Consider the following 23010-nt stretch of genomic DNA (forward strand, 5'->3'; position numbering starts at 1 on the left):
GGCCAAGATCAGCCAGCTAAATGCTATGCCTCGGACGCGGTCTTGTCGCGACTACTGCTACCCGAATCGACCCGAGATGTAGTCCTCTGTCGCCTTCTGGGTGGGGTTGGAGAAGATCTTCTCCGTGTCGTCGATTTCGATGAGCTTGCCCGGCTTTCCGGTGGCTTCGAGGTTGAAGAACGCCGTCTGATCACTTACGCGCGCAGCCTGCTGCATGTTGTGCGTGACGATCACGATGGTGAAGTCCTTCTTCAACTCCGTGATGAGGTCCTCGATCGCGAGCGTGGAGATCGGGTCGAGGGCCGAGCACGGCTCGTCCATCAGCAGAACGTCAGGCTGAACCGCGATCGCGCGGGCGATGCAGAGACGCTGCTGCTGACCGCCGGAGAGGCCACCGCCGGGCTTGTCGAGGCGGTCCTTGACCTCGTTCCACAGGTTCGCACCACGCAGCGAACGCTCGGCGGTCTCGTCGAGTTGCTTGCGGTTGCGCAGTCCCTGCAGCTTCAGTCCGGCGACCACGTTGTCCCGAATCGACATGGTGGGGAACGGGTTCGGCCGCTGGAACACCATGCCGATGGTGCGGCGGACGCCGACCGGGTCGACTCCGTTGCCGTAGATGTCTTCACCGTCGAGCAGGATCGAACCCTCGACGTACGCGCCGGGGATCACCTCGTGCATGCGGTTGAGGGACCGGAGCACGGTGGATTTACCGCAGCCCGAAGGTCCGATGAAAGCTGTGACCGCGCGCGGCGGAACGGCGAGCGCGACGTCGGCGACCGCGTGGAACTTTCCGTAGAAGATGTTGACGTCTTTGATATCGATACGCTTCGCCATGTCTGGCTCCTCGAGTCCTACGTTGGTAAATGAGACGAATTGGGGGCGCTGCCTGTAAAGGTCAAACCTGCTTCGGCGAGAAGTACTTGGCGACAAGCTTCGCGAAGATGTTGAGGACAGCGACAAGCAAGATCAGCGTGAGGGCAGCACCCCAGAGCCTGTCTTCTGCGAGACCGACCACCGAGCCGCTGCGCTGGTCGACCATCATGCCGGGCAACGAGGCCATTTCTCCGTTGAAGAGATCGAAGTTGATGGTCTTCGTGTAGCCGACGAGTACCAGCAGCGGCGCCGTCTCACCCATCACCCGGGCGAGCGCGAGCATGATGCCGGTGACGATCCCGGACAGGGCCGTCGGAACGACGATCCGCATGATCGTCTTCCACTTCGGCACGCCAAGTGCGTAACTTGCTTCCCGGAGGTCCTGCGGAACGATCCGCAGCATTTCCTCGGCCGAACGGACGACCACCGGAACCATCAGCAATACGAGTGCAAGCGACACGGCGAAGCCGGAGCGCGGGAACCCGAAGGTCGTGACCCACAGCGCGTAGATGAACAGTGCCGCGACGATGGAGGGAACACCGGTCAGGATGTCGACCATGAACGTCGTGACCTTGCCCAAGCGCGAATTCTCGGCGTACTCGACGAGGTAGATCGCGACGAAGAGGCCGACCGGCACCGAGAGGACTGCGCAGATGAAGCCTTGGATCAGCGTTCCGACAACAGCGTGATAGGCGCCGCCGCCCTCGGTGCGGTTGGTCATCAGGTTCTGCGATTTGCCCCACCAGTCGGGATCCAGCAGCGAACTGAATCCGCGGCTCACCACGGAGTAGAGCACCCAGACGAGCGGGATGATGGCGATGAGGACCGCGAGGGTGACGAGAACGGTCGCAGCGTTGTCGACGAATCGTCGGCGGGTACTCGTGCGCCGGAAGGTCGGCTCTTTGACGGGACGGTCGAGGGTGGCGGTCACGGTCAATCCTTCTTTCCAGCGATGACTGCCCGGGCGAACGAGTTGACGACGAAGGTCAGCACGAACAGCACCAGGCCTGCGGCGATGAAGGCGCCGGCCTCGAGATCGTTGTTGAATTCGGGTGCGTTGGACGCGATCTGCGTGGCAAAGGTCTTGCCGCTGTCGAACACCGACCAGCCGAACACCTGGAACGTGGAACCGAGAATCAACAGGAGCGCGATCGTTTCACCGAGAGCACGACCGAGGCCGAGCATCGATCCGCTGATGTAGCCGGAGAGTCCGAACGGAATCACCGTGGTGCGCACCATCTCCCAGCGTGTCGCTCCCAGCGCCAGCGCAGCCTCGATGTTGGCCCGCGGAGTCTGCACGAAGACCTCACGCGTCACCGCTGCGATGATCGGAAGGATCATCACGGCAAGGACGATGCCACCGGTGAAGATCGTTCCGCCCGCCTTGATGTCGGCGGTTCCCGTGGCGAAAAGCGGTATCCACGAGAGGTTTTCGTTCAACCAGAGTGCGATCGGCGAAAGCGCGGGTGCCAGGACGTAAATGCCCCAGAGGCCGTAGACGATCGAGGGCACCGCTGCCAGCAGGTCGATGACGTATGCGAGCGGTGCGGCAAGGCGCTTCGGGGAGTACTCGGTGAGGAAGATCGCGATACCGAGCGCGATCGGCATCGCAATGATCAGCGCGAGCACCGAGACGAACACGGTGACCTGCAACAGGTCCAGGATGCCGAAGTGCATTGCCGACGTGTCGTCCGTCGACCATGAACCGCGGAAAGTCAGGAAGTTCTCTTCGTTGTTGCGAAGCGAGGGAATCGCGCGCCACAGCAGAAAGAATGCGACAGCGCCGATGAGCGCCACGATGAACACGCCGGAGCCGACAGCGAGACCGGAGAAGATCCGGTCACCGGGTCGTACCACGGCCTTCTTGGACTTGGCCGGCTCCACGCTGGGCTCCTTCGGTTGCTTGACCGGCAGACCCGGCTCGGGCAGCAATTCCGGTGGCTCGTGTTTGGCAAGGGGATGCGGCGGTGCGTCGCTCATCTTGGTGACTCGCTTAGCTAGTACGGCTGATGGTAAATCCATGCCCGGTCGCGTGTGAAGCTCACGCGACCGGGCAGGACCTCGGTCGCGCTATCAGGCGATGGCGTTGATCGCCGTCGTGACGCGTTCCTTGAATGCATCGGGCAGCGGGGCGTAGCCGATTTCGGCGAGACCGCTCTGTCCCTCGTTCACCGCAACCGTGAGGAAGTTCTTCACGGCGATCGACGTCGCGGCGTCGTAACCCTTCGAGCAGACGATCTCGTAGGTGGCGAGGAGGATCGGGTACGCACCCGCATCCTTCGTGCCGTAGATCGAGGCGAGGTCGAGGGTGAGGTTGTTGCCCTCACTCTTGAACTTCGCGGTGTCGACCGACTTGGCGGCAGTATCAGCGGTCAGCTCGACAGCGCCAGCGCCGTTGTCGACCTGGGCGTAGACCAGGCCGAGGTCGTCGGCGTAGCCCTTTTCGACGTAGGTGATGGAACCGGCGATGTTCTTGACCTTCTCGGCAACACCGGCCGACTTCTCGGCGCCTTCGCCGACGCCGCCCTTCCAGGTGCCGTCGTGGCCCTTGTCCCAGCTCTGCGGGGCCGCGGTCTCGAGGTAGCGGCCGAAGTTCTCGCTGGTGCCCGACTTGTCGGAGCGGTATACCGGCGTGATCTTCGTGTCCGGCAACGTCACGCCCGAGTTGAGGGCGGCGATGGCCGGGTCGTTCCAGGTGCTGATCGCGCCGGTGAAGATCTTGGCGGTCACGTCCGCGTTGAGAACGAGCTTGTCGACGCCGTCGACGTTGTAGGCGAGGGCGACCGGGCCGAAGACGATCGGCAGGTTCCACGCGTCGTTGCCTGCGCAACGCTCCTTGGCCCGAGCAGCCTCTTCTTCGCTGAGCGCCGAATCGGAGCCTGCGAAGTCGACGTTGTTCGCGAGGAACTGCTCGCGGCCTGCACCCGAACCGGTCGGGTTGTAGGCGATGGTCTTGCCACTGCACGCGGCTGCATAGGCGGCGCTGAACTCGTCGAACGCGTTCTTCTGTGCCGACGATCCCTCTGCACTGAGCTTGTCTTTCGCACCGTCGCAGCTGATGCTGCTGGCCGCGTTGGACGTGCTCGTCTCCTTGGTATCGTCGCTGCCACAACCAGCTGCGGCCAGTGTTGCCACGACCGCCAGACCGATAAGGGCGCTGCTGCGCTTACGGTTCACCTAATTCCTCCGGGAATCTCGATCCACCGCGTTCTAGACGGGGCTAGCCCTGCGGCAAATTCGGCGGTGCCGGCCTGTTGCCCGCACCAGGCAGCAGCGCGCTGCCCAACGAGAAACGTAAAGGCGCGTGGTGGACAAACGGTCCCGGTTCGGTGAACGGGGAGTGAACAGCCTGGGCGTTATGTCCGGAACTGGTTCATACTGTGACGCTTGTTACGGCGGTGCCGTATGCGACGTCGACGTGGTAACGCGTGAATCCGAGTTTCTCGTACAGCCGCACCGCGGCGGCGTTGTCGGCTTCCGTGTAGAGCAGCACCGCGTCCAGACCCTTGACCTGCAGATATTCCAGCCCTGCCAGGGTCAGCACGCGGCCGAGGCCGGCGCCCTGAGCCGCCGGATCGATAGCCACGACGTAGACCTCGCCGATGGGTTCCGGAGTCTCGGTGTGGACCTTGGTCCAGTGAAAGCCGCGCACCCGATCCTGGTCGTCGACCACGAGGAAGAGACCCGCCGGATCGAACCACTCCTCGGCCTGCCGGGCGGAAAGGTCCGCCGCGGTCCAGCCCCCCTGTTCCGGATGCCAGGAGAATGCTGCGTTGTTGACTCGCAGGATTTCAGCGTCGTCGGCACCCGGTCGGTAGGTCCGCAGTGAAAGCCCATCGGGCACCACGTAACTCGGTACAGGATTATTTGTGAGCGGCCTGCGCATCTGCAGCAATTCGCGCACGGCAACCAGCTTCAGCCGCGCTGCGACCGCGCGCGCAGGTTCGAGATTGCCGTGCGCCCATACCCTCGTTCCGGCACCGCCAGCCGTCAACGCAGCCTGCACGAGGTCGGTGCCGACGCCCTTGCCCCGGTGTTCGGGATCGACGACGACCTCCGCCATCGCAGGGTGTTCGCCGGTCGCAGCTGAGATTTGGCCGTAGCCGACAACGCGGTCGTCGGTCGTCCGCACCAGGTGGGTGACCGAAGAACCGGACAGCGAGAGCACTGCCTGCTCGGAAATCGGTGCAGTGCCATCTACTTTCGTGGCCGCATCGACGATCTGCTCGACCCGCGCGATGACGTCGCCGTCGAGCGTGTCGAACCCGCCGGCAGTCAGAGCGCCGACCCGTTCGCCGGGATGTATCCGTCCGCGTCGTCGTCATCCAGATCCTCGACGACCACGTCGGGCTTGCCCGAATTGCGGCTGGGCCGCACAGCTTTGTAGCCGACGTTGCGGACCGTGCCGATCAGCGATTCGTACTCCGTACCGAGCTTGGCGCGCAGGCGCCGCACGTGCACGTCGACCGTGCGGGTGCCGCCGAAGAAGTCGTAGCCCCAGACCTCCTGCAGCAGCTGGGCGCGAGTGAAGACGCGGCCCGCGTGCTGGGCGAGATATTTGAGCAGTTCGAACTCTTTGTATGTGAGATCGAGTGGACGTCCACGCAGCCGGGCCGTGTAGGTGCCCTCGTCGATGACGAGCTCGCCGAGGGTGATCTTCCCCGACGCCTCCGGGCTTGCGATCCCGCCGTTGCGGCCCACGAGCAGCCGCAGCCGCGCATCCAACTCCGCGGGGCCGGTGTTCGGCAAAAGGATGTCGTCGAGACCCCAGTCGGCGTTCACAGCTACCAGACCGCCTTCGGTCAGCACCGCGACCACCGGTATGGACGAGCCTGTGGTTCCGAGCAGTCGACACAGTCCGCGGGCCGCCGCAAGGTCGGTGCGGGCATCGACGACTGCGATATCTGCGTTACCGGCCTCGAGTAGCGACGAAACCTCGGTCGGCGCAGGCCGCACAGTGTGAGCCAAGAGCGCCAAAGACGGTAGAACCGCCTCGGGATTGGGGTCGGACGTCAAAAGGAGCAGCTCCACGGGACCCTCCCATCACGCCGTCGCAAATTGTCCACGTGCTGCACACGACGATGTGACAGGCACTTGTACTTTGGGTGACAGACTAGCTTGTCAGCACGGCAAACCTACTGCACACGGGCACACGTCGTCAGGAACGGCGGCGCTGATCAGTCACAATGGGCTGATGCGCAAACTCATCATCGGTCTCGTATGCCTCGTCGGCCTCGCGGTCGTCGTGGACTTCGGAGCAGCGGCATATGCCGAATATCGGGTTTCGCGCGCGATCCGCGAAGGTGCCGGGCTGAACTCCGACCCCGAGGTGACGATTCACGGTTTTCCGTTTCTCTCCCACGCCCTCAACGGCAAGTACGACAGCGTGGAATTGAGCGCGCGCGGCGTCCGGGCCGACCTCATCGGCCAAACGACGATCGAAGCGACGCTGACCGGAGTCTCCGTACCTATGAGCGACCTGATCGACGGCAACCTGAACATGGTTCCCGTGGATCGTGTGGACGGCCGGATCCGCATCGATGCAACCGAGCTCGGACAGGCATTCAATATTCCTGACCTGCAGGTTTCTGCTTCTCCGGCGGACAAATCCGACGGTACGGGCGGATCTGGCGGCACCGGGTTGTGGACCCACGACGGAATCGTCCTGACCGGCACCGTTCCGGTCGGCCTCGAACAGATGAAGGTCAGCGTCGAAGCCGAAATGATTCTCGAGAAAGAGCAGCTCCGCATCGTCGCTACAGAGTTTTACTTCGGACCGGGATTGAATTTCAGTGTTCCGGAGTTGGACGTACCAGCGGTGCTCGCACTGTTCAACCAATCGATCGACACGCGGTCACTGCCGTTCGGTGTTTTGCCGACGAAGGTGTCGGCGGTTGGTTCCCAGATCGTGATCGAGGGTACGGGTGAGAATGTGACGATCAACTTCGACGACCTGCAGAACTCATGACGCAGATCACAGTGTTGTTTGTCGTTCTGCTGCTGGCATCAGCGGTGGGACTTGTATGGAAAAGCAGGTGGGGTCGAGTCCGGACCAGCGGTGACTCCGAGCGCTCGGAGCGTTCCGAGCTCTTGGCCGCGGTCGGTGTGCAGGCGAGTCGACCGACGATTCTCCACTTCTCGGCCGATTGGTGCGGTCCGTGTGCAGCGGTGCGGCGCGTCGTCGGGCAGGTGCTGGCCGATCTCGAGCACACGCCGACTGCTCCCGCCGAGATCGAAGTCGATATAGACGAGCACCCCCGCCTCGCGAAGGAGCTCGGCGTCCTTTCCCTGCCGACGACCTTCATCTTCGACACCGCCGCCACCGAGCGTTTCCGCATCTCCGGCGTTCCCACCTCAGGCGCGCTGCGCAGCGCGCTTGCGCAGGTCAGCGCCTAAATCGTGCGGTCGTTTGCTGGATATCCCCTGGTCGCGGTTCACAATCGCGCAGAAACAGGTAAACTGCGGGACGTGCAAACCCGCCGCGAGCTGATGCTCACCCGTCGCCGCACAGTCGACCTGTGCCGCCTCGGCGGTTGTTGTTGCCTCTGCCGCTGAACGCTTCGGCGTCGCATTCCCATCACATGAGCTGATTCGGTCAGTCATAAGTGATATCGGTGATCGACTCTGATCGCGTTCCAACGCCACTTCCAGGCCATCCGCAATTCCGCGTGCAGGAGCATGACAATGTCCACCACTTCATCCACAACATCGACGGGCAGCTCGTCCACCCCGGCCGCTGCACAGACTCAGGTCGACGTTCGCGGCCCCCGCTTCGTCGCCTGGATCACCACGGCGGTTCTCGTCGCGGTGCTCATCACCGCATCGTTCTCGCTGGTTGCGGCGGCTGTTCTACTTGCCGCACAGGGTGTCGTATTCGCCCTCGGCGCGAGCCGCGGTCCGCACCGGAGCCCGTACGGCCTCCTCTACTCCAAGGTCGTCCTGCCGCGGATCTCCGCGCCGACCGAGAAGGAACCCATCGCGCCCCTGCGCTTCGCGCAGCTCGTGGGATTCCTGTTCGCAGTGTCTGGCGTCGTCTCGTTCGCGCTGGGCGCCGGCCTGGTCGGCACGATCTTCACCGGCTTCGCCCTTTTCGCAGCGTTCCTGAACGCGGCCTTCGGCTTCTGCCTAGGCTGCCAGATCTACCCACTCGTCGCTTACTTCCGTAATCGATCCAGCCAACCGTCAGCCGCCTAAATATCCGCCAACTACATACTGCTACAACGTAATTCACATCGAAAGGAAACAAATGGCTCGCTCCGACGTCCTAGTCTCCACCGACTGGGCCGAGCAGAACCTGAACGCCGCCGGGACCGTCTTCGTCGAGGTCGACGAAGACACGTCCGCATACGACGGCGGCCACATCGAGGGTGCTATCAAGCTCGACTGGAAGAAGGATCTGCAGGATCAGGTCCGCCGCGACTTCGTGAATCGCGAGCAGTTCTCAGACCTGCTCTCGGCGCGCGGCATCAGCAACGAAGACCAGGTCGTTCTGTACGGCGGCAACAACAACTGGTTCGCGGCCTACGCCTACTGGTACTTCAAGCTCTACGGCCACGACAACGTCAAGCTTCTCGACGGCGGCCGCAAGAAGTGGGAACTCGACGGACGCCCCCTCTCGCGTGACGCCGTCACCCGCTCGGCCACGCAGTACAAGGCCGCCGAGCCGGACCTGTCGATCCGCGCATTCCGCGACGAGGCCGTTGCGGCCATCGGCGTGCAGAACCTGGTCGACGTTCGTTCGCCAGACGAGTTCAGCGGCAAGATCCTCGCACCGGCACACCTCCCGCAGGAGCAGAGCCAGCGTCCGGGCCACATCCCCGGCGCACTGAGCGTGCCGTGGAGCAAGGCAGCCAACGAAGACGGCACGTTCAAGTCCGACGACGAACTCACCGAGATCTACGGCGAGGCCGGCCTGGACGGATCCAAGGACACCATCGCCTACTGCCGTATCGGCGAGCGTTCCAGCCACACCTGGTTCGTCCTCAAGGAACTGCTCGGTCACGAGAATGTCAAGAACTACGACGGCAGCTGGACCGAGTACGGCTCGCTCGTCGGTGTACCGATCGAATTGGGAGAGTAAGAGTATGTGTGCAGCACCAACGCAGGGCCAGGCCGTCCCGGCCGGCGTCGATGTCGAGAAGGAAACGGTCATCACCGGCAAAGTTGTCGCCGGTGACGGGCAGCCCGTGGGCGGCGCGTTCGTCCGCCTGCTCGACCGGACCGGTGAGTTCACGGCCGAGGTAGTCGCCTCGGGCACCGGTGACTTCCGTTTCTTCGCGGCACCGGGCGACTGGACGGTCCGCGCACTTTCGCCTTCGGGCAACGGCGACGCAACCGTGCACCCCGCGGGCAACGGTATTCACAACGTGGACGTCACCGTCGGCGTCTGATCCACCCGCTCAGCGGCGCCTCTCGACTCGAGAGGCGCCGTTTGCGTTTGTGCAGCACCGCCGCAGCGGTGATCACGAGCATCTGGTTCACGACACGCCCCATACCCTCGCCGTTCGCTCGTGATCACGCGGGTGTGGGTGTGGCTGGAGCCGTTTGCTCGTGATCACCGCAGTAGCCGGCGGGTGTGACAAACGCCCTTTCGCCCAAGCGAGCACGGCGGTCTAAACTTACCGGCGTGGTCCTATTCTTCGAGGTTCTCCTTGGATTGGCGTCGCTGCTGATCACCTGGTTCGGGCTCTACGTCATCTACCGTCTCGTCACCGACGAGTCGTGAGTCAGGAGTCGACGCAGACCGGTGAGACCGCGCCACGCCTGAGCGGCGACAAGGCAGTGGCAGACGCCGTCGAGCGTGCGCAGGTCACGGCGGTGCGCAATGTGCCGACGCTGCCAGACCTACCGATTCCCGCCGATACGGCAAATTTGCGTGAAGGCGTCGACCTCAACCCCGACCTGCTCGCCCTGCTTCCACTCGTGGGCGTGTGGCGCGGCGAGGGCGAGGGCAACGACCCTGATTCCGGCGACTATCCCTTCGGGCAGCAGATCGTCGTCTCGCACGACGGTGGTAGCTACCTGAACTGGGAATCGCGCTCGTGGAAGCTCGACGCCGAGGGTTCGTACGCGGGTCCGGACCTGCGTGAATCCGGATTTTGGCGGGTAGCGGGCGAAGGCAAGGACGAAGTCGTCGAATTGCTGCTCACGCACAGTACCGGCGTTGTCGAACTCTTCTACGGACACGCGCTGACGCAGGCGTCGTGGGAGCTGGCGACCGACGTCGTGATTCGCAGTCAGTCGGGCGCCGTGGTCGGCGGTGCGAAGCGGCTCTACGGGATCATCGAGGGCGGCGACCTGGCCTATGTCGAGGAACGTGTCGACGCCGACGGCGAGCTGAAGCCGCGCCTTTCGGCGCGGCTTGCCCGCTACATCGGCTGACTCTCAGCCGTTTCTGAACGGGTTGAACGTCTTTCCGAGGAAGTACTGCAGCCGGAACGGAACCGGTCGCATGCTGTTCGAGACGATCTTGTTCACCGTCCCTGGAACACAGACCGGCCTGCCCTTCGAGACCGCGTCCCAGCCTTCACGAACGACGTCCTGCGGGTCCTGCCAGAGAATCCCCGGCAGCCGCGACGCGGAGCCGCGGGTGCCCATGACGTCGTGGAATTCGCTGTGCGTGAATCCGGGGCACAACGCGGTGACGTGGATGCCGTGGGGCTTCAACTCCATGTCGAGCGATTGCGAAACGTTCAGCACGTAGCTCTTGATGCCGGTGTAGAGCAGGCTGGCCCCTGGCGGCGAGAACGCCGCGAGCGAGGACAGGTTGACGATGCGGCCCCAGCCACGTTCTTTCATCCCCGGCACTACGCGGTGCGCGAGTTCGGTGACGGCCGTGACCATCAACTGGATCTCGCCCGCAAGTGTTTCCCACGATGTTTCGGCGAACTTCGTCTTGCCCGAGAGCCCGGCATTGTTGATCAGCACATCGATCGTAATACCCTGTGCCGCAGCATGGTCGACGATCGCAGCTGGCGCAGCCGGGTCGGTGAGGTCGGCCGCGAAGGTGTCGCAGCGGATGCCGTACTCGTCACTCAATTCAGCGGCGAGTGCGTCGAGTCGATCCGCGCGGCGGGCGACGAGTAGGAGTGAATATCCCTCGGCTGCAAGATGTCTCGCGAAGGTCGCGCCGATTCCGGCGGAGGCACCGGTGATCAAGGCAGTTCGATTGCTCATCGACGGTCTCCTTCGAGTGCGGGGATTTCACGCGGGCTGACGACGAAACCGCTTCTACGCCTTCCGATGTCCCCGCGATATGCGGCACCTGTCGCTTCCAGGAGAAACGGCAGTGGCTTTGCCCGCTGGCCGTCTGTGAATCCCCACGTCCCGATTCCCAGGTAGACACCCGGCGAGACCCGACGGACCTCGTCGACCATGTGAATGTCGCCGCACAGCGAGTGGAACGCGCCGTAGATCAGGTGGTACGCGGGCAGGCCGTCGAAACGCGACGGTGCGATGCGAGTGATCATCGGATAGCGCTGCACGACCCTGCCGAACTGCCGGAAAGTGTTGTAGCCACGCCCCGATTCAGCGTCGACGGGCCGGAACGCCTTGGCCAACCAAGGCAACAGCGGATTTCCGACGCTGAACAGCCCTGCAACGGTCGCCAAGAGGTCTGGCTGAGTGAGGAGTCGAGCCGCGTACTCACCGTCCATTTCCTCGATCGGAGGACATTCCAACGTCGCGAACAGTGCGACGAGTTCAGCGGTGGGCAACCGATCTGTATCGACTGCCAGTTTGTCTGACGCCATTCGGATCTCCTTCTTGAATGCTGTTCAAGATGAACCTAACGTATTCTTGATCGGCATTCAAGATAGGATTCGCAAAAGCCGAGGGGAAGAGTGCCCAGAAACAAGCGTCCACAGGACCGCGAAGAGAAACGCGACGAAATAGTCGCGGTCGCTCGGCGTCTGTTCATCGACGAGGGCTACGAAGTGACGCCCATGGGCCGGATCGCGGCGGGCGCGGAGATCGCCCCGAACACGATTTACTGGTACTTCCGCGACAAGGACGACGTCCTCCTCGCGGTGCTCGACGAGGTCCTCGCCGAGGCGACGAGAGAGTTCTTGGCCCAGCCGCCGGCAGACCTCGCCGACCGCCTGCTGTGGCTGGTCGACCGACTCGAGTCGGTGAGCAAATTGATCAGCACGGTGCATTCGCGCGTGGCGCTGTCCGATGCCGTCAGCACCTGGCACGACTTCTTCCACACGTCGAGCGAGGCACTGCTGCGAGTTGAGCTGAGCAGTGCCGGTGTGGGCGGAGAGGACGTCGACGACGTCGTGAAGGTTTGGGTCTTCGCCATCGAGGGCCTGTTGATGCACGGCCTCGACGCGGATCGGAAACGCTCCATCTGCCGGACCCTCGTGCGTCAACTCGAACGGATCCAGACGTAGAGCGGCCCCCGAACCGTACCGATGCAAACGAACTACAAGTCGTCGGCACAGGTCCCGGTCGGACTAGACCGGGGGCTCGGGGGCCGGGTAGCTGCCTGGGATTCGCGAGCCGCTCGCGCGGTTGTAGAACCCGTCAGCGGTAGCGGCTAGCTGGCAGCCACCTCACGCGTCCTAAAATTTACCAACTTCAGACCACCTCCTTCCTCGTGTACCGACGAAGGTACGTGGATTTTCGGGGTCCGGCAACGTATTTTCGCGCAGCGCGGAATCGAAGCAAACGACCTGGTCAGCGCCATGATCAACAGGCAGCTGATGGGTGATGACCACAACCGACCGCCGCGGATCGACCAGACCGGAACGACGGTTCAGCAGCGCACGCAGCAGATCGGCTCCGCCGGTGTCGTCGAGATGCTCGGTCGGCTCGTCGAGTAGCAGGATCTCGGCGGGAGAGACGATCGCGCGGGCCAGCAAAATCCGGCGACGCTGACCACCTGACACCGCCCGATCGCCACCGGTGAGCACCGTATCGACGCCGTCTGCCAGACCGTCGAGCCAGTCCCCCAACCCAACCGCGCGCAACGCCTCGTCCGCCTCCGCCCGACCCAGATCTCCGCGCGCGACGCGTAGGTTTTCGAGGAGCGACGTATCGAAGATGTGTGCGTCTTCGGCGAAATAGGTGATTCGGCGGCGGACATCGCCCGGATCCCAGTCACTGATCGGAATACCGTTCACTGTGACCTGACCGCCGACCGGCTCGAGCAGCCCCGCAAGCGTCATGAGGAACGTCGATTTACCGGATCCGCTGGAGCCGACGACGGCGGTCCGCGATCCGATTGCGAGGTTCAGTCGAACCGGTGCGGTCGCCTTGCCACCAGGCCACCCGGAGACGAGGTCCGAGCAGCGGACTTCCATGGTGGTGGGCAGAGGCGCGCCCGAGGACGCGCTGGGATCGCCCGCGAGGTCGAGCAAGCTGACGATCCGAGTAGCCGCGACGCGGGCCTGCGTGAGCGCGGTGAGCGCTTGCGGCAGCGGTGCTACCGCCTCGAAGGACGCGAGCGGCAGCAGCACCAGAATCGCGAGCGCCATCGGACTCATGTCGCCCGACCCGTAGCGCAGGATTCCGATCACGAGCGTCCCGACTATCGACGCACCCATCGCCAGCGGCATAGTGGCTGCGGCGATCGCCGAATGCAATGCCGCACGGTCGGTTGCGACGGTCGCGCGGGTGTTGGCGTGCTTTGCCGCGCCCACAATGTCGTCGAGCCGACCCGCGACGCGCAGTTCTGCCGCGTGATCGAGCGCGGTTACCGCTTGCTCGGTGTATTCGGCCCGCGCAGACATCCCGGCCGTTTCCGCCAGGCGGGCTGCACGCGCTGCGACGAGAGGTGCGATGACGCCGGCGGCGACGAGCGACGTCGCGAGAATGATTGCGGCCGTGAGCGAGATCGTGCCCAGGAGAACGACCGCCGCTGCCCCCAGCACAGCGGCGATCGCAATCGGGACGATGGCGCGGACCACCACGGCAGCGACGGTGTCGACGTCGGCGCCGGTCCGGTTACGTACATCGCCGCGGCGCAAGCCCGTAACGGCGGCTGGGTCGCCACTTGCCAGCCGCTTGTACAAGGCACTGCGAGCGGCCGTAGTCGCACGAAAGGCCGTGTCGTGGCTCGCGAGCCGTTCCAGGTAGCGGAACAATCCGCGAGAGATACCCAGTGCCCGAACGCAGACCACCGCTACGGACAACTCCAGCACCGGCGGCATTCCCCATGCCCGCGCGATCAGCCAGGCCGCGACGGCAGCGAGCGCCAGTCCACTTCCGAGGCCAACCACGCCGGCCGCCACAGCGGCTACGACTCGCGACGGCTTCAACTCGAGCAGGGCCAGCGCTCTGCGGAGCGGGCTATTCATCGTCGCCTCCTACCGTCACGACGACGTCGGCAGCTGCAAGGACGCTGGGACGATGGCCGACGATAACCACCGTCGCACCGCGGTCAGCGTACGAAATCAGCGAACTCAGCACTGCTGCTTCACTTTCGGCGTCCAGATGCGCGGTCGGCTCGTCGAGGAGAAGAATCGGCTTCCCGCCGACCAGCACTCTGGTCAGCGCTAGACGCTGCCGCTGACCGAGAGACAGTCCGGCGCCACCGGTGCCGACCACCGTGTCCCAGCCCTCGGGCAACTCGGCCAGTACCTGATCCAATCCTGTTGCCGCACAGGCATTATCTAGAATCTGCGAGACTGCACCCACGGGACCGGACAGCTCGAGGTTCTCGCGCAGGGTGCCCGGGATCAGGACCGGTCGCTGCGGCAGCCATGCGACCCGCTCCCACCACCATTCCGGGTCGATCGCACCGATGTCGGTTCCGTCGATGGCCACCCGTCCCGTGGTGGGTTCCGCCAGCCCGAGAACCGCCTGCAGCACAGACGATTTGCCGGCGCCGTTCGGACCGGTCAGCACGGTGACCAGGCCCGGTCGAAACACTGCACTGAAGTTTCTCGGCGCCAAACGGTCTCGCGCGATCATGCCCAGACCGGAGACGTCGATCACGCCATTACAGCGACGTGGCCGACCGTACGTACCGCGTGCGCCCCCGCGCGACGCATCGAGAACCTCGAAGACCTTGTCTGCAGCCGTCATTCCATCCTCCGCAGCGTGAAACCGCTCGCCAAGAGACCGAAACGGTTGGTACACCTCGGGCGCGAGAATCAACACGACGATTCCCGCAGTCAATGCCATTTCACCGAACACGAGCCGCAAGCCGATACTCACGGCGATCAGAGCCACGCACAGCGTCGCGAGCAGTTCGAGCACGAGCGCCGACAGAAACGCAATACGCAACGCGGACATCGCGGTTCGCCGATGCGCCTCCCCCAGCTCGCGAACCCGATCGGCCGGTCCGTGTTGGCGACCGAGGGCACGCAAAGTCGGTAGCCCCGCCAGGAGGTCGAGCAGCTGAGCCGACTGCATACTCATCGTCCGCAGCGTGGTGTTGGCCTTGCCCTTGGTGAGCAACCCGATCAGGATCATGAACGCCGGGATCAGCGGCAACGTCACCAACACGATTCCGGCGGAGATCAGATCCTGGCCGGCGATCACGACCAGGACGGTCGGCGGGACGATCGCAGCCAGGAAGAGCGCAGGCACGTATCCGGCGAGGTAGGCGCGCAGATCCGCGACACCGCGGGTGATGACCTGGGTCAGTTCCGCACTGCGCGAGTCGAGTTCGCGGGTCGGCAACCTGGTCGCAGCCGTGAGCGCCTCGTTCTCCAACTCTGCGACGATCTGTGCAGCGGAGCGATGGCCGAAGCGTGCCTGTAACCACGTCGCTCCGATGCGGACCACCAGCGCAAGTCCGAGGACGATCAGCTCGACAGACCACGACCCGAGCGATCGCCGCGCGGGATCGGTGATCACGCCGCCCAGGATCGAGCCGATCATCAACGCAGACAGAATGATCGATGCCGTGATCGTCAGCGACAGACCGATCGTGAGAACGAGGTACTTTCGGGCCGTCCGAGAACAGCGCCAGAGTCGTGGGTCTATCGGACGCTTCCTGCGCGGCGTATCGAGTGCGGTGGCCATGTCAACGCCGCCGCGCCGCGAGCCCGATCGACGGCGGAATCTGGGCCGTCGAAATACGTTGCCGGAAGACCCAATACGTCCAGGCCTGGTAGAGCACGACAACCGGAGCCGTGAACGCCGCCGCCCAGCTCAGCACCGTCAGGGTGTAGTGGCTCGACGACGCGGTGTGGATTGTCATGCTGAGTTCTGCACCCAGAGTCGAAGGCAGCACATTCGGGAAGAGCGACCCGAACAGCACGACGAACGTACCTACAACCGCAAGAGACGTTGCGCCGAAAGCCCAACCCTCACGGCGCGAGCGAGTCAGCAGAACTACCCCGGCCAATGCGGCTACGACAGCCCCCACCACTAGCCACGTCCACGACTTGCCGTACGCAACCTGGGTCCACAGGACGAACGCCGCTGCCACGAGACCGGCTGGAACTGCCAGTCGCGCAGCGAGTTTCCCGGCATCGACCTGAACGTCGTCTGCCGTCTTCAAAGCGACGAACACCGCGCCGTGCAGAAAGAAGAGCATTGCGGTGGTTGCTCCACCGAGCAGGGCGTACGGATTGAGCACGTCCAAGAAGCCCGAGGTGATCTGCTTGTCGGCGTCGAGAGCAACACCGCGCACGATGTTCGCGAAGAGCACGCCCCACAACACCGCCGGCACCCACGAGCCCGCCATGATGGCGAGGTCACAACGCTTGCGCCACAACGGATCATCCAGCTTGCCGCGCCACTCGATGGCGCACACCCGCAGGATCAGCGTCACGAGGATGAGCAGTAGCGGCAGGTAGAAGCCCGAGAACACCGTCGCGTACCACTCCGGAAATGCCGCGAACATCGCCCCGACCGCCGTGATGACCCAGACCTCGTTGCCATCCCAGACGGGTCCGATCGTGTTGAGCAGCACGCGCCGTCGTGTATCCGTGCGACCGAGGACCGGGAAAGCCATCCCGACCCCGAAGTCGAATCCTTCGAGCAGGAAGTAGCCGACGAACAGGACGGCAATGACGACGAACCACATCTCGTGCATTCCCATGACGACTCCTAGTACGCGAACGAAAGTTGTTTGGGCGCATCGCTGTCATCGTCATCGTGCGCGTGCGGATGGGTATCGTGCTCCAACGGTCCGGCGACCACATACCGCCTGATCAGGTTGAACCAGACCAGGGCAAGGCCGGCATACACGAGCGTGAATACGACCAGCGAGATCACCACTGTCGACGCCGGATGGTCCGACACACCTTGCGAGACCGTCAGCCGAATCTGGTCCACACCAGTCGGATTGGGCGCTACCACCCATGGCTGTCTACCCATCTCCGTGAACACCCAGCCCGCGCTGTTCGCGAGGAACGGCGTCGGAATCGCGGCAAGCGAGAGCCACCCGAACCACCGCTGGTGCGGCACCCGGCCACCCCGAGTCACCCACAGGCCCGCGAGCGCGAGCAGCGCAGAGCCGGCCGCGAGGGTGATCATCATGCGGAAGGCCCAATACGTGACGAACAGGTTCGGCCGGTAGTCACCCGGGCCGTACTTCTCGACGTACTCTTCCTGCAGGTCGACGACGCCCTTGAGGTCGACGCCGGTGAACTGGCCCTTGGCGAGGAACGACAGGACACCCGGCACCTCGATGAGGTGCACGACGCTGTCGCAGTTGTTGTGTGTGCCGACGGTCAGCACCGAGAAATCGGGATCGGTCGCGCTGTGGCACAACGATTCCGCGGATGCCATCTTCATCGGTTGCTGCTCGAACATCAGCTTGCCCTGCACGTCGCCGGTGTAGACCAGCGCCGCACCCGAAACGATGATCACGCCCATGGCGAGTCGCGCGACGGGCCTGAACATGCGCGCGCCGTCGCCGTCCTCGTGTTTCAAGCCCCGCACCATCCACCATCCGGCCACGCCGGCAACGAACGTCCCAGCGGTCAGGAACGCGCCCGCGACAGCGTGCGGGAACGCCGCAAGCGCAGTGTTGTTGGTCAGCAGCTCCCAGATACTCGTGAGCTCGGCGCGGCCGGTCTCGGGGTTGAAGCGGGCACCGACCGGATGCTGCATGAACGAGTTGGCCGCGATGATGAAGTACGCAGACGCGTTGACACCGATGGCAACCAGCCAAATCGTCGCAAGGTGGACAAGCTTCGGAAGCCTGCCCCAGCCGAAGATCCACAGGCCGAGGAACGTCGATTCCAGGAAGAAGGCGACGAGGCCCTCGAGTGCGAGCGGCGCGCCGAAGACGTCGCCGACAAACCGCGAGTACTCGCTCCAGTTCATGCCGAACTGGAACTCCTGCACGATGCCCGTCGCGACTCCGAGGGCGAAGTTGATCAGGAAGAGCTTGCCGAAGAATTTCGTGAGTCGGTACCACTGGTCGTTGCCCGTGACGACCCACACCGTCTGCATGACGGCAATGAGCGGCGCAAGTCCGATCGTCAGGGGAACGAAGATGAAGTGGTAGACGGTCGTGATCCCGAACTGCCATCTCGAGATGTCCAAGGCATCCATGCCTGCTCCCGCCATCGTCTACTACAGCTTGCGTACTACTGACTGTAGTAGATATTGAAACCTGCGGGAACCCTTTCGTGCGCTACGCCATAATCCCGACCGTCTCGATGGCCTTCTCGATGAGCGCCACCATCTCGGCACCACGCGTGGTTTCCGCGAGCTTCAGGCCGTCGAGGGTGTGCACACGCGCGGCGAGAGTCACGCTCGAGAGCAACCAAAGTCCCTCTGCGGTAATGAGATCTGCCGGAAAGACCGGCTCGTAGGAACAGCTGAAGCCCTCTTGCTCGGCGACCTCGAAGACCGCACGCTGGGTCGTACCGGACAGAATTCCGTGTTGCGGCGGCGGTGTGATCAGCGTCTTACCGCGCGCGATCACAACCGTCGATCGCGGGCCCTCCAGCACACGGCCCTCACTGCTGACGAAGATGACGTCGTCAGTTTCGTAGCGCTGGGCGAACCGCAGCGCAGCCATGTTCGTCGCGTAGGACAGCGTCTTCGCGCCGAGGAGTTGCCAGGGCGCGGTTTGGCCCAATTCGATCGAGTGCCCCCGCGCGAGCGTCATGACCGATATGCCGTCCTTGCGCGCCTGCTCGATGCGCTCGGCAACCGGTCCGATGGTCACGTATGCGGTCGGGGATCCACCGATCTCCCGGCCCCGGCTGAGGACCAGACGCATCGCACCGTCGGTCTCCCCACCCCACTTCTTCAGCGCCACCTTGATCGCATTGCGCCAGGCCACGAGGTCCGGCTCGGGCAATTCGAGCGCCTCGGCCGACTTGTGCATGCGCGTGAGGTGCAGCTCGATGACGCACGCCTTGCCGTTGCGGACGAGGACGGTTTCGAACACACCGTCACCCCGGACGGCCGCGAGGTCGTCGGCGTGCAGCAGCGGCTTGTCCGGGTCCCGAACCGCACCATCCAAGGTCACCAGCACTCGATCAGCCATGCCACCAAGCCTATCGACGCGAGCAGGCTCGATAGGGCGGCAATGGACTACTAGGGTTGGCTCATGGGTCCGCAGACCATGCCCGCAGCGTTCATCGGCCACGGCAATCCGATGAACGCCCTCGAACGCAACCGGTACACGGAGGCGTGGCGAACATTCGGGGCGTCCGTCCCGAAACCGCGTGCCATCCTTGTGATCTCGGCCCACTGGTATACGAACGCGACCGCCGTGACCGCCATGCCGCGTCCGCGGACGATCCACGACTTCTATGGTTTTCCGCAGCCGCTCTTCGACGTGGAGTACCCGGCACCGGGGTTACCCGAGCTCGCAACGCAGGTCGCCGATGTGGTCAAGCCCACGTGGTGCGGGGCCGACGTCGACAGCTGGGGCATCGACCACGGCACCTGGTCCGTGCTGGTCCACGCGTTCCCCGACGCGTCGATTCCCGTGGTCCAACTCGCCTTGAATGCGTTCAAGGACTTCGATCACCACCTCGAACTCGGCCGCAAGCTCGCACAGCTACGTGACGACGGCGTCCTGATCATCGGGAGCGGAAACATCGTCCACAACCTGCGAGCCGTCGACTTCGGTCAGCCAGATACCGGCTACGACTGGGCATTGCGCTTCGACGACGCCGCACGCGAACAGCTCGAGAGCAACCCCACCGAGATCGCCGCGCTCGACAGCCATCCGGACTTCCGCCTTGCCGTCCCCACGCCGGACCACTACCTACCGATGCTCTACATCGCAGGCCTCGCCGACACCGAACCGTTGAACCTGCTCGTCGACGGCCACGCGGCCGGGTCGATCTCGATGGCGGCCTACACCCTCGGCCTGAATTGCCCCGAGGCGGCGAAGCCAGGAGCCGGATCGGCGGCTCTCTCACCCGACGGCTTCCCGGCTGCCGACAGCAACCTCTAGGCCGAAACTAGGATGGACTGGTGACCGAAACTCAGTCCGTGCAACCCAGTCCACTACTCGGGGCAGCCGGCGCGGTACCTGGTCCCCCGCAAACTCCCGACGAGGCCGTCGCCTGGCACTACGGCGACCCGTTTCCGGAACAGCGCGCAGCCGTCGACGCTGCCGCGATCGTGGACCGCTCGCATCGATTCGTCATCGCGATCGACGGCACCGAACGGCTGACGTGGCTGCACACCATCTCGAGCCAGCACGTCGCGAGCCTTCCCGATGCCACCACAGCCGAGAACCTGAGCCTCGACGCGAACGGTCGCGTCGAGCACCACTTCGTCATGACCGATCTCGGCGGCACGACCTGGATCGACACCGAGGCCGCGAACGGCCCAGCGCTGCTCGCGTTTCTGACGAAGATGGTGTTCTGGTCGAAGGCCGAGCCGCGAGATGCCAACGACTACGCGGTCCTCAGCCTGCTCGGACCCGCGACCTCACGGTTGGCGACCGCTCTCGGCATAGACGCTCTACCCGAGACAGCGGTTGCGCTGCCGGGCGGCGGTCTCGTTCGGAAGATGGCATGGCCGACGTCGAATTCCTACGACCTACTCGTTCCGCGTTCCGAACTCGGCGAGTTGTGGATCCGGTTGACCGCCGCAGGTGCACAACCGGCCGGTATGTGGGCGTTCGAGGCGCTGCGCGTCGCTGCGCTGCGCCCGCGGCTCGGACTCGACACGGACGACCGCACGATCCCGCACGAGGTCGGCTGGATCGGTGGCGTCGAAACCGGCGGTGCCGTCCACCTCGAAAAGGGCTGCTACCGCGGGCAAGAAACGGTCGCGCGGGTGCACAACCTCGGCAAAGCGCCGCGGCACATGGTGTTGTTGCATCTCGACGGTTCCGCTGACAGCCGACCTGAGCCCGGCGAGGCGGTCACCGCGGGCGGCCGCAGCGTGGGGCGTCTCGGCACCGTCATCGATCATTACGAGCTCGGTCCGATCGCGCTCGCCCTCGTCAAGCGAAACGTTCCGGCGGACACCCAACTCGAGGCCGGCCCGTGCGCGGCGTCGATCGATCCGGACTCCGTTCCGCGTAGCGACGGGGTACAGGCCGGACGCGCGGCCGTCGACCGTTTGCGGGGTCGCTGATGGGTGTGCTCGATGCGGTCTGCGTCGTGTACGAAGACCTGCCGCAGCCTCGTGCCGTCCCGTTCACCGCGATCGACAAGCGACCGGTCGAGGGCGGTGTTTCTGTCACCAAGCTCGGCCTCGAGGGTGACCACGTGTGCGACCCCAAACACCACGGCGGAGTCGACCAGGCCGTTTACGTCTACTCCGACGCCGAAGCGCAGCGCTGGTCCGACGAGCTCGGCAGGCCGTTGCCCGCTGGCTGGTTCGGCGAGAACTTCCGCGTCAGCGGCATTCCGGCCACCGATGCTGTCGTTGGTACGCGCTGGCAGGTCGGTACCGCACTGTTCGAAGTGACCTCGCCACGGACTCCCTGTATGAGCTTCCAGATTTGGGCGCGGGAGGAACATTGGGTGCGGCGCTTCGCCGAGCGGGGCGACACCGGGACCTATCTGCGCGTACTGGAGGAAGGCGTGGTCACCGCAGGTGATCGGATAGACATCGTGCACACACCCGCGCACGGCGTCACGATTCGCGACGTCTTCCGAAGCGCCGATGCCGATCGACTGGCACGGCTGCTCGACGGAGAACCGACCATTTCGGCGAAACTGCGGCCCCGTCTCGAGAGCGCCCTCGAACGGCTCACTCGGTGAGCGTCGATCTCGTGGAGGTTGTCCGGTCGGGCTTCCGGGAATGCGTTCATCGCGGATCGCTCGTCGTCATCGACGTCGACGGTGACCCCGAACTGGAGATCGGCGCGGTCCACACCCCGATCTACCCGCGCAGCTGCAACAAGCCGATGCAGGTGCTCACGCTGCTGCGCAACGGTTTCGTTCCCGCCGACGCAGCGGAGCTCGCCATCGCATCCGCGTCACATATGGGCGAGCGCCGGCACATCGAACTCGTTCGCCGCCTTCTCGATCGCTTCGACCTTGTCGAGGACCAGCTGCAGTGCCCGCCGGATCTGCCGGCGAACGAAGTCGCGCGCGCCGAGGTGCTGACTCACGGCGCCCGGCCTCGGCGCCTCTACATGAACTGTTCGGGCAAGCATGCGGCGATGCTGGCCACCTGCACGATCAACGGCTGGCCGCTGGAGTCCTACCTCGACTCGACGCACCCGCTACAGGAAGCGGTTGCCGCCACGATCGCCGACCTCACCGGCGAACCTGAGAACGAGCTCGCGATCGACGGCTGCGGGCTGCCGATCGTTCCCGTCTCGCTCGTCAACCTCGCTCGCGCGTTCGCCAGGCTTACTACCGCTCCCGATACGACCCCCGAGCGCCTCATCGCCGATGCCATCCGCGCGCACCCCGATCTTGTTTCGGGCGAAGGAACTACCGATCTGCGCCTGATGACCGCTGTGCCCGGTCTGTTGTGCAAAACCGGAGCGGACGGTGTTCAGGTCGGTGCGCTGGCAGACGGCCGGGCCTTCGCTTTCAAGATCGACGACGGGAGCGATCGGCCACGGCTGCCGCTCGCCGCGGCGATCCTGAGCCGAATGGGAGTCGAGTGGGCCGAGGACCCGACAGATATCGCCGCACAGCCTGTTTTGGGCGGCGGAGCGCGCGTGGGCATCGTTCGCGCGATTCCCGGGGCTGTTTCACAATGACGGACACCTGACCTGCACACTCTGCAGGGTGGAAGCGCAAGCGCGATTCGCACGCTAGAGTGTGTGTCAGGAAAAATACTCAT

The 23010-nt window shown here is 64.4% G+C and carries 24 protein-coding genes; 11 read left to right on the forward strand and 13 right to left on the reverse strand.

Annotated features, from left to right (window positions below):
- Window positions 1-57: 57 nt before the first annotated feature.
- From pstB to JGU72_RS07660, 6 genes are all read right to left on the reverse strand, one after another.
- On the reverse strand, window positions 58-834 hold the full coding sequence (gene pstB / locus JGU72_RS07635) for a phosphate ABC transporter ATP-binding protein PstB (RefSeq protein WP_199683031.1): 777 nt from the start codon (window positions 832-834) through the stop codon (window positions 58-60).
- Window positions 835-895: 61 nt separating this feature from the next.
- Complete coding sequence (pstA, locus tag JGU72_RS07640) at window positions 896-1804, reverse strand: phosphate ABC transporter permease PstA (RefSeq protein ID WP_199683032.1); 909 nt, start codon at window positions 1802-1804, stop codon at window positions 896-898.
- Window positions 1805-1806: 2 nt separating this feature from the next.
- Window positions 1807-2853 (reverse strand): phosphate ABC transporter permease subunit PstC, encoded by a 1047-nt coding sequence (gene pstC / locus JGU72_RS07645; protein WP_199683033.1) that lies wholly within the window; start codon window positions 2851-2853, stop codon window positions 1807-1809.
- A 93-nt stretch (window positions 2854-2946) separates the two neighbouring features.
- Entirely contained in the window at window positions 2947-4050 is a 1104-nt protein-coding gene (gene pstS / locus JGU72_RS07650; RefSeq protein WP_199683034.1) for a phosphate ABC transporter substrate-binding protein PstS, read from the reverse strand.
- A gap of 196 nt (window positions 4051-4246) precedes the next feature.
- Complete coding sequence (mshD, locus tag JGU72_RS07655; protein WP_199683277.1) at window positions 4247-5152, reverse strand: mycothiol synthase; 906 nt, start codon at window positions 5150-5152, stop codon at window positions 4247-4249.
- Window positions 5149-5904, reverse strand: coding sequence for a winged helix-turn-helix transcriptional regulator (locus JGU72_RS07660; protein WP_199683035.1), 756 nt, complete (start codon window positions 5902-5904; stop codon window positions 5149-5151). The genes mshD and JGU72_RS07660 overlap by 4 nt, the downstream gene beginning before the upstream one ends.
- 163 nt (window positions 5905-6067) lie before the next feature.
- Here JGU72_RS07660 and JGU72_RS07665 point away from each other — a divergent pair, with 163 nt between their 5' ends.
- From JGU72_RS07665 to JGU72_RS07690, 6 genes are all read left to right on the forward strand, one after another.
- On the forward strand, window positions 6068-6841 hold the full coding sequence (locus JGU72_RS07665; protein ID WP_199683036.1) for an LmeA family phospholipid-binding protein: 774 nt from the start codon (window positions 6068-6070) through the stop codon (window positions 6839-6841).
- Complete coding sequence (locus JGU72_RS07670) at window positions 6838-7269, forward strand: thioredoxin family protein (RefSeq protein WP_199683037.1); 432 nt, start codon at window positions 6838-6840, stop codon at window positions 7267-7269. The genes JGU72_RS07665 and JGU72_RS07670 overlap by 4 nt, the downstream gene beginning before the upstream one ends.
- Before the next feature lie 288 nt (window positions 7270-7557).
- Window positions 7558-8067 carry a DUF4395 domain-containing protein gene (locus tag JGU72_RS07675; protein WP_199683038.1) on the forward strand — a complete coding sequence of 170 codons (510 nt, stop codon included), beginning with the start codon at window positions 7558-7560 and terminating at the stop codon, window positions 8065-8067.
- A 52-nt stretch (window positions 8068-8119) separates the two neighbouring features.
- Entirely contained in the window at window positions 8120-8953 is an 834-nt protein-coding gene (locus tag JGU72_RS07680) for a sulfurtransferase (protein WP_199683039.1), read from the forward strand.
- Between the two features lie 4 nt (window positions 8954-8957).
- On the forward strand, window positions 8958-9263 hold the full coding sequence (locus JGU72_RS07685; protein ID WP_199683040.1) for a DUF1416 domain-containing protein: 306 nt from the start codon (window positions 8958-8960) through the stop codon (window positions 9261-9263).
- A 331-nt stretch (window positions 9264-9594) separates the two neighbouring features.
- Window positions 9595-10254 (forward strand): heme-binding beta-barrel domain-containing protein, encoded by a 660-nt coding sequence (locus tag JGU72_RS07690; protein WP_307828338.1) that lies wholly within the window; start codon window positions 9595-9597, stop codon window positions 10252-10254.
- A 3-nt stretch (window positions 10255-10257) separates the two neighbouring features.
- On the opposite strand, the gene JGU72_RS07695 is transcribed toward JGU72_RS07690, so the two are convergent.
- On the reverse strand, window positions 10258-11049 hold the full coding sequence (locus JGU72_RS07695; RefSeq protein WP_199683041.1) for an SDR family NAD(P)-dependent oxidoreductase: 792 nt from the start codon (window positions 11047-11049) through the stop codon (window positions 10258-10260).
- On the reverse strand, window positions 11046-11624 hold the full coding sequence (locus tag JGU72_RS07700; protein ID WP_199683042.1) for a hypothetical protein: 579 nt from the start codon (window positions 11622-11624) through the stop codon (window positions 11046-11048). The genes JGU72_RS07695 and JGU72_RS07700 overlap by 4 nt, the downstream gene beginning before the upstream one ends.
- A 90-nt stretch (window positions 11625-11714) precedes the next feature.
- On the opposite strand from JGU72_RS07700, the gene JGU72_RS07705 reads away from it, so the two are divergent.
- Complete coding sequence (locus JGU72_RS07705) at window positions 11715-12266, forward strand: TetR/AcrR family transcriptional regulator (protein ID WP_199683043.1); 552 nt, start codon at window positions 11715-11717, stop codon at window positions 12264-12266.
- A 171-nt stretch (window positions 12267-12437) separates the two neighbouring features.
- Here the strand turns inward: JGU72_RS07705 and cydC are convergent, their stop codons facing one another.
- The 5 genes from cydC to JGU72_RS07730 all read right to left on the reverse strand — a co-directional run bounded on the left by cydC (window position 12438) and on the right by JGU72_RS07730 (window position 19282).
- The gene (gene cydC, locus JGU72_RS07710; RefSeq protein ID WP_199683044.1) at window positions 12438-14174 is read right to left on the reverse strand and encodes a thiol reductant ABC exporter subunit CydC; all 1737 of its coding nucleotides are present in this window, start codon (window positions 14172-14174) and stop codon (window positions 12438-12440) included.
- On the reverse strand, window positions 14167-15849 hold the full coding sequence (cydD, locus tag JGU72_RS07715) for a thiol reductant ABC exporter subunit CydD (RefSeq protein WP_199683045.1): 1683 nt from the start codon (window positions 15847-15849) through the stop codon (window positions 14167-14169). The genes cydC and cydD overlap by 8 nt, the downstream gene beginning before the upstream one ends.
- A 1-nt stretch (window position 15850) precedes the next feature.
- Window positions 15851-16873: a cytochrome d ubiquinol oxidase subunit II gene (gene cydB / locus JGU72_RS07720; RefSeq protein ID WP_199683046.1), complete on the reverse strand. Its 1023-nt coding sequence runs from the start codon at window positions 16871-16873 to the stop codon at window positions 15851-15853.
- A gap of 8 nt (window positions 16874-16881) precedes the next feature.
- Window positions 16882-18336: a cytochrome ubiquinol oxidase subunit I gene (locus JGU72_RS07725; protein ID WP_199683047.1), complete on the reverse strand. Its 1455-nt coding sequence runs from the start codon at window positions 18334-18336 to the stop codon at window positions 16882-16884.
- An 82-nt stretch (window positions 18337-18418) separates the two neighbouring features.
- Window positions 18419-19282 (reverse strand): aminodeoxychorismate lyase, encoded by an 864-nt coding sequence (locus JGU72_RS07730; protein ID WP_199683048.1) that lies wholly within the window; start codon window positions 19280-19282, stop codon window positions 18419-18421.
- 78 nt (window positions 19283-19360) lie between these two features.
- Here JGU72_RS07730 and ygiD point away from each other — a divergent pair, with 78 nt between their 5' ends.
- Genes ygiD through JGU72_RS07750 form a run of 4 tightly spaced genes read left to right on the forward strand, consistent with a single transcriptional unit; the run spans window position 19361 to window position 22927 of the window.
- Entirely contained in the window at window positions 19361-20203 is an 843-nt protein-coding gene (ygiD, locus tag JGU72_RS07735) for a 4,5-DOPA-extradiol-dioxygenase (protein ID WP_199683279.1), read from the forward strand.
- A 20-nt stretch (window positions 20204-20223) separates the two neighbouring features.
- Window positions 20224-21339, forward strand: a complete 1116-nt coding sequence (ygfZ, locus tag JGU72_RS07740; RefSeq protein ID WP_199683049.1) for a CAF17-like 4Fe-4S cluster assembly/insertion protein YgfZ — start codon at window positions 20224-20226, stop codon at window positions 21337-21339.
- The gene (locus JGU72_RS07745) at window positions 21339-21971 is read left to right on the forward strand and encodes an MOSC domain-containing protein (RefSeq protein ID WP_199683050.1); all 633 of its coding nucleotides are present in this window, start codon (window positions 21339-21341) and stop codon (window positions 21969-21971) included. Before ygfZ ends, JGU72_RS07745 begins: the two co-directional genes overlap by 1 nt.
- Window positions 21968-22927, forward strand: a complete 960-nt coding sequence (locus JGU72_RS07750; RefSeq protein WP_199683051.1) for an asparaginase — start codon at window positions 21968-21970, stop codon at window positions 22925-22927. The genes JGU72_RS07745 and JGU72_RS07750 overlap by 4 nt, the downstream gene beginning before the upstream one ends.
- Window positions 22928-23010: the final 83 nt, after the last annotated feature.

The sequence above is a fragment of the Antrihabitans auranticaus genome, from assembly GCF_016481275.1.
Taxonomy (GTDB): Bacteria; Actinomycetota; Actinomycetes; order Mycobacteriales; family Mycobacteriaceae; genus Antrihabitans.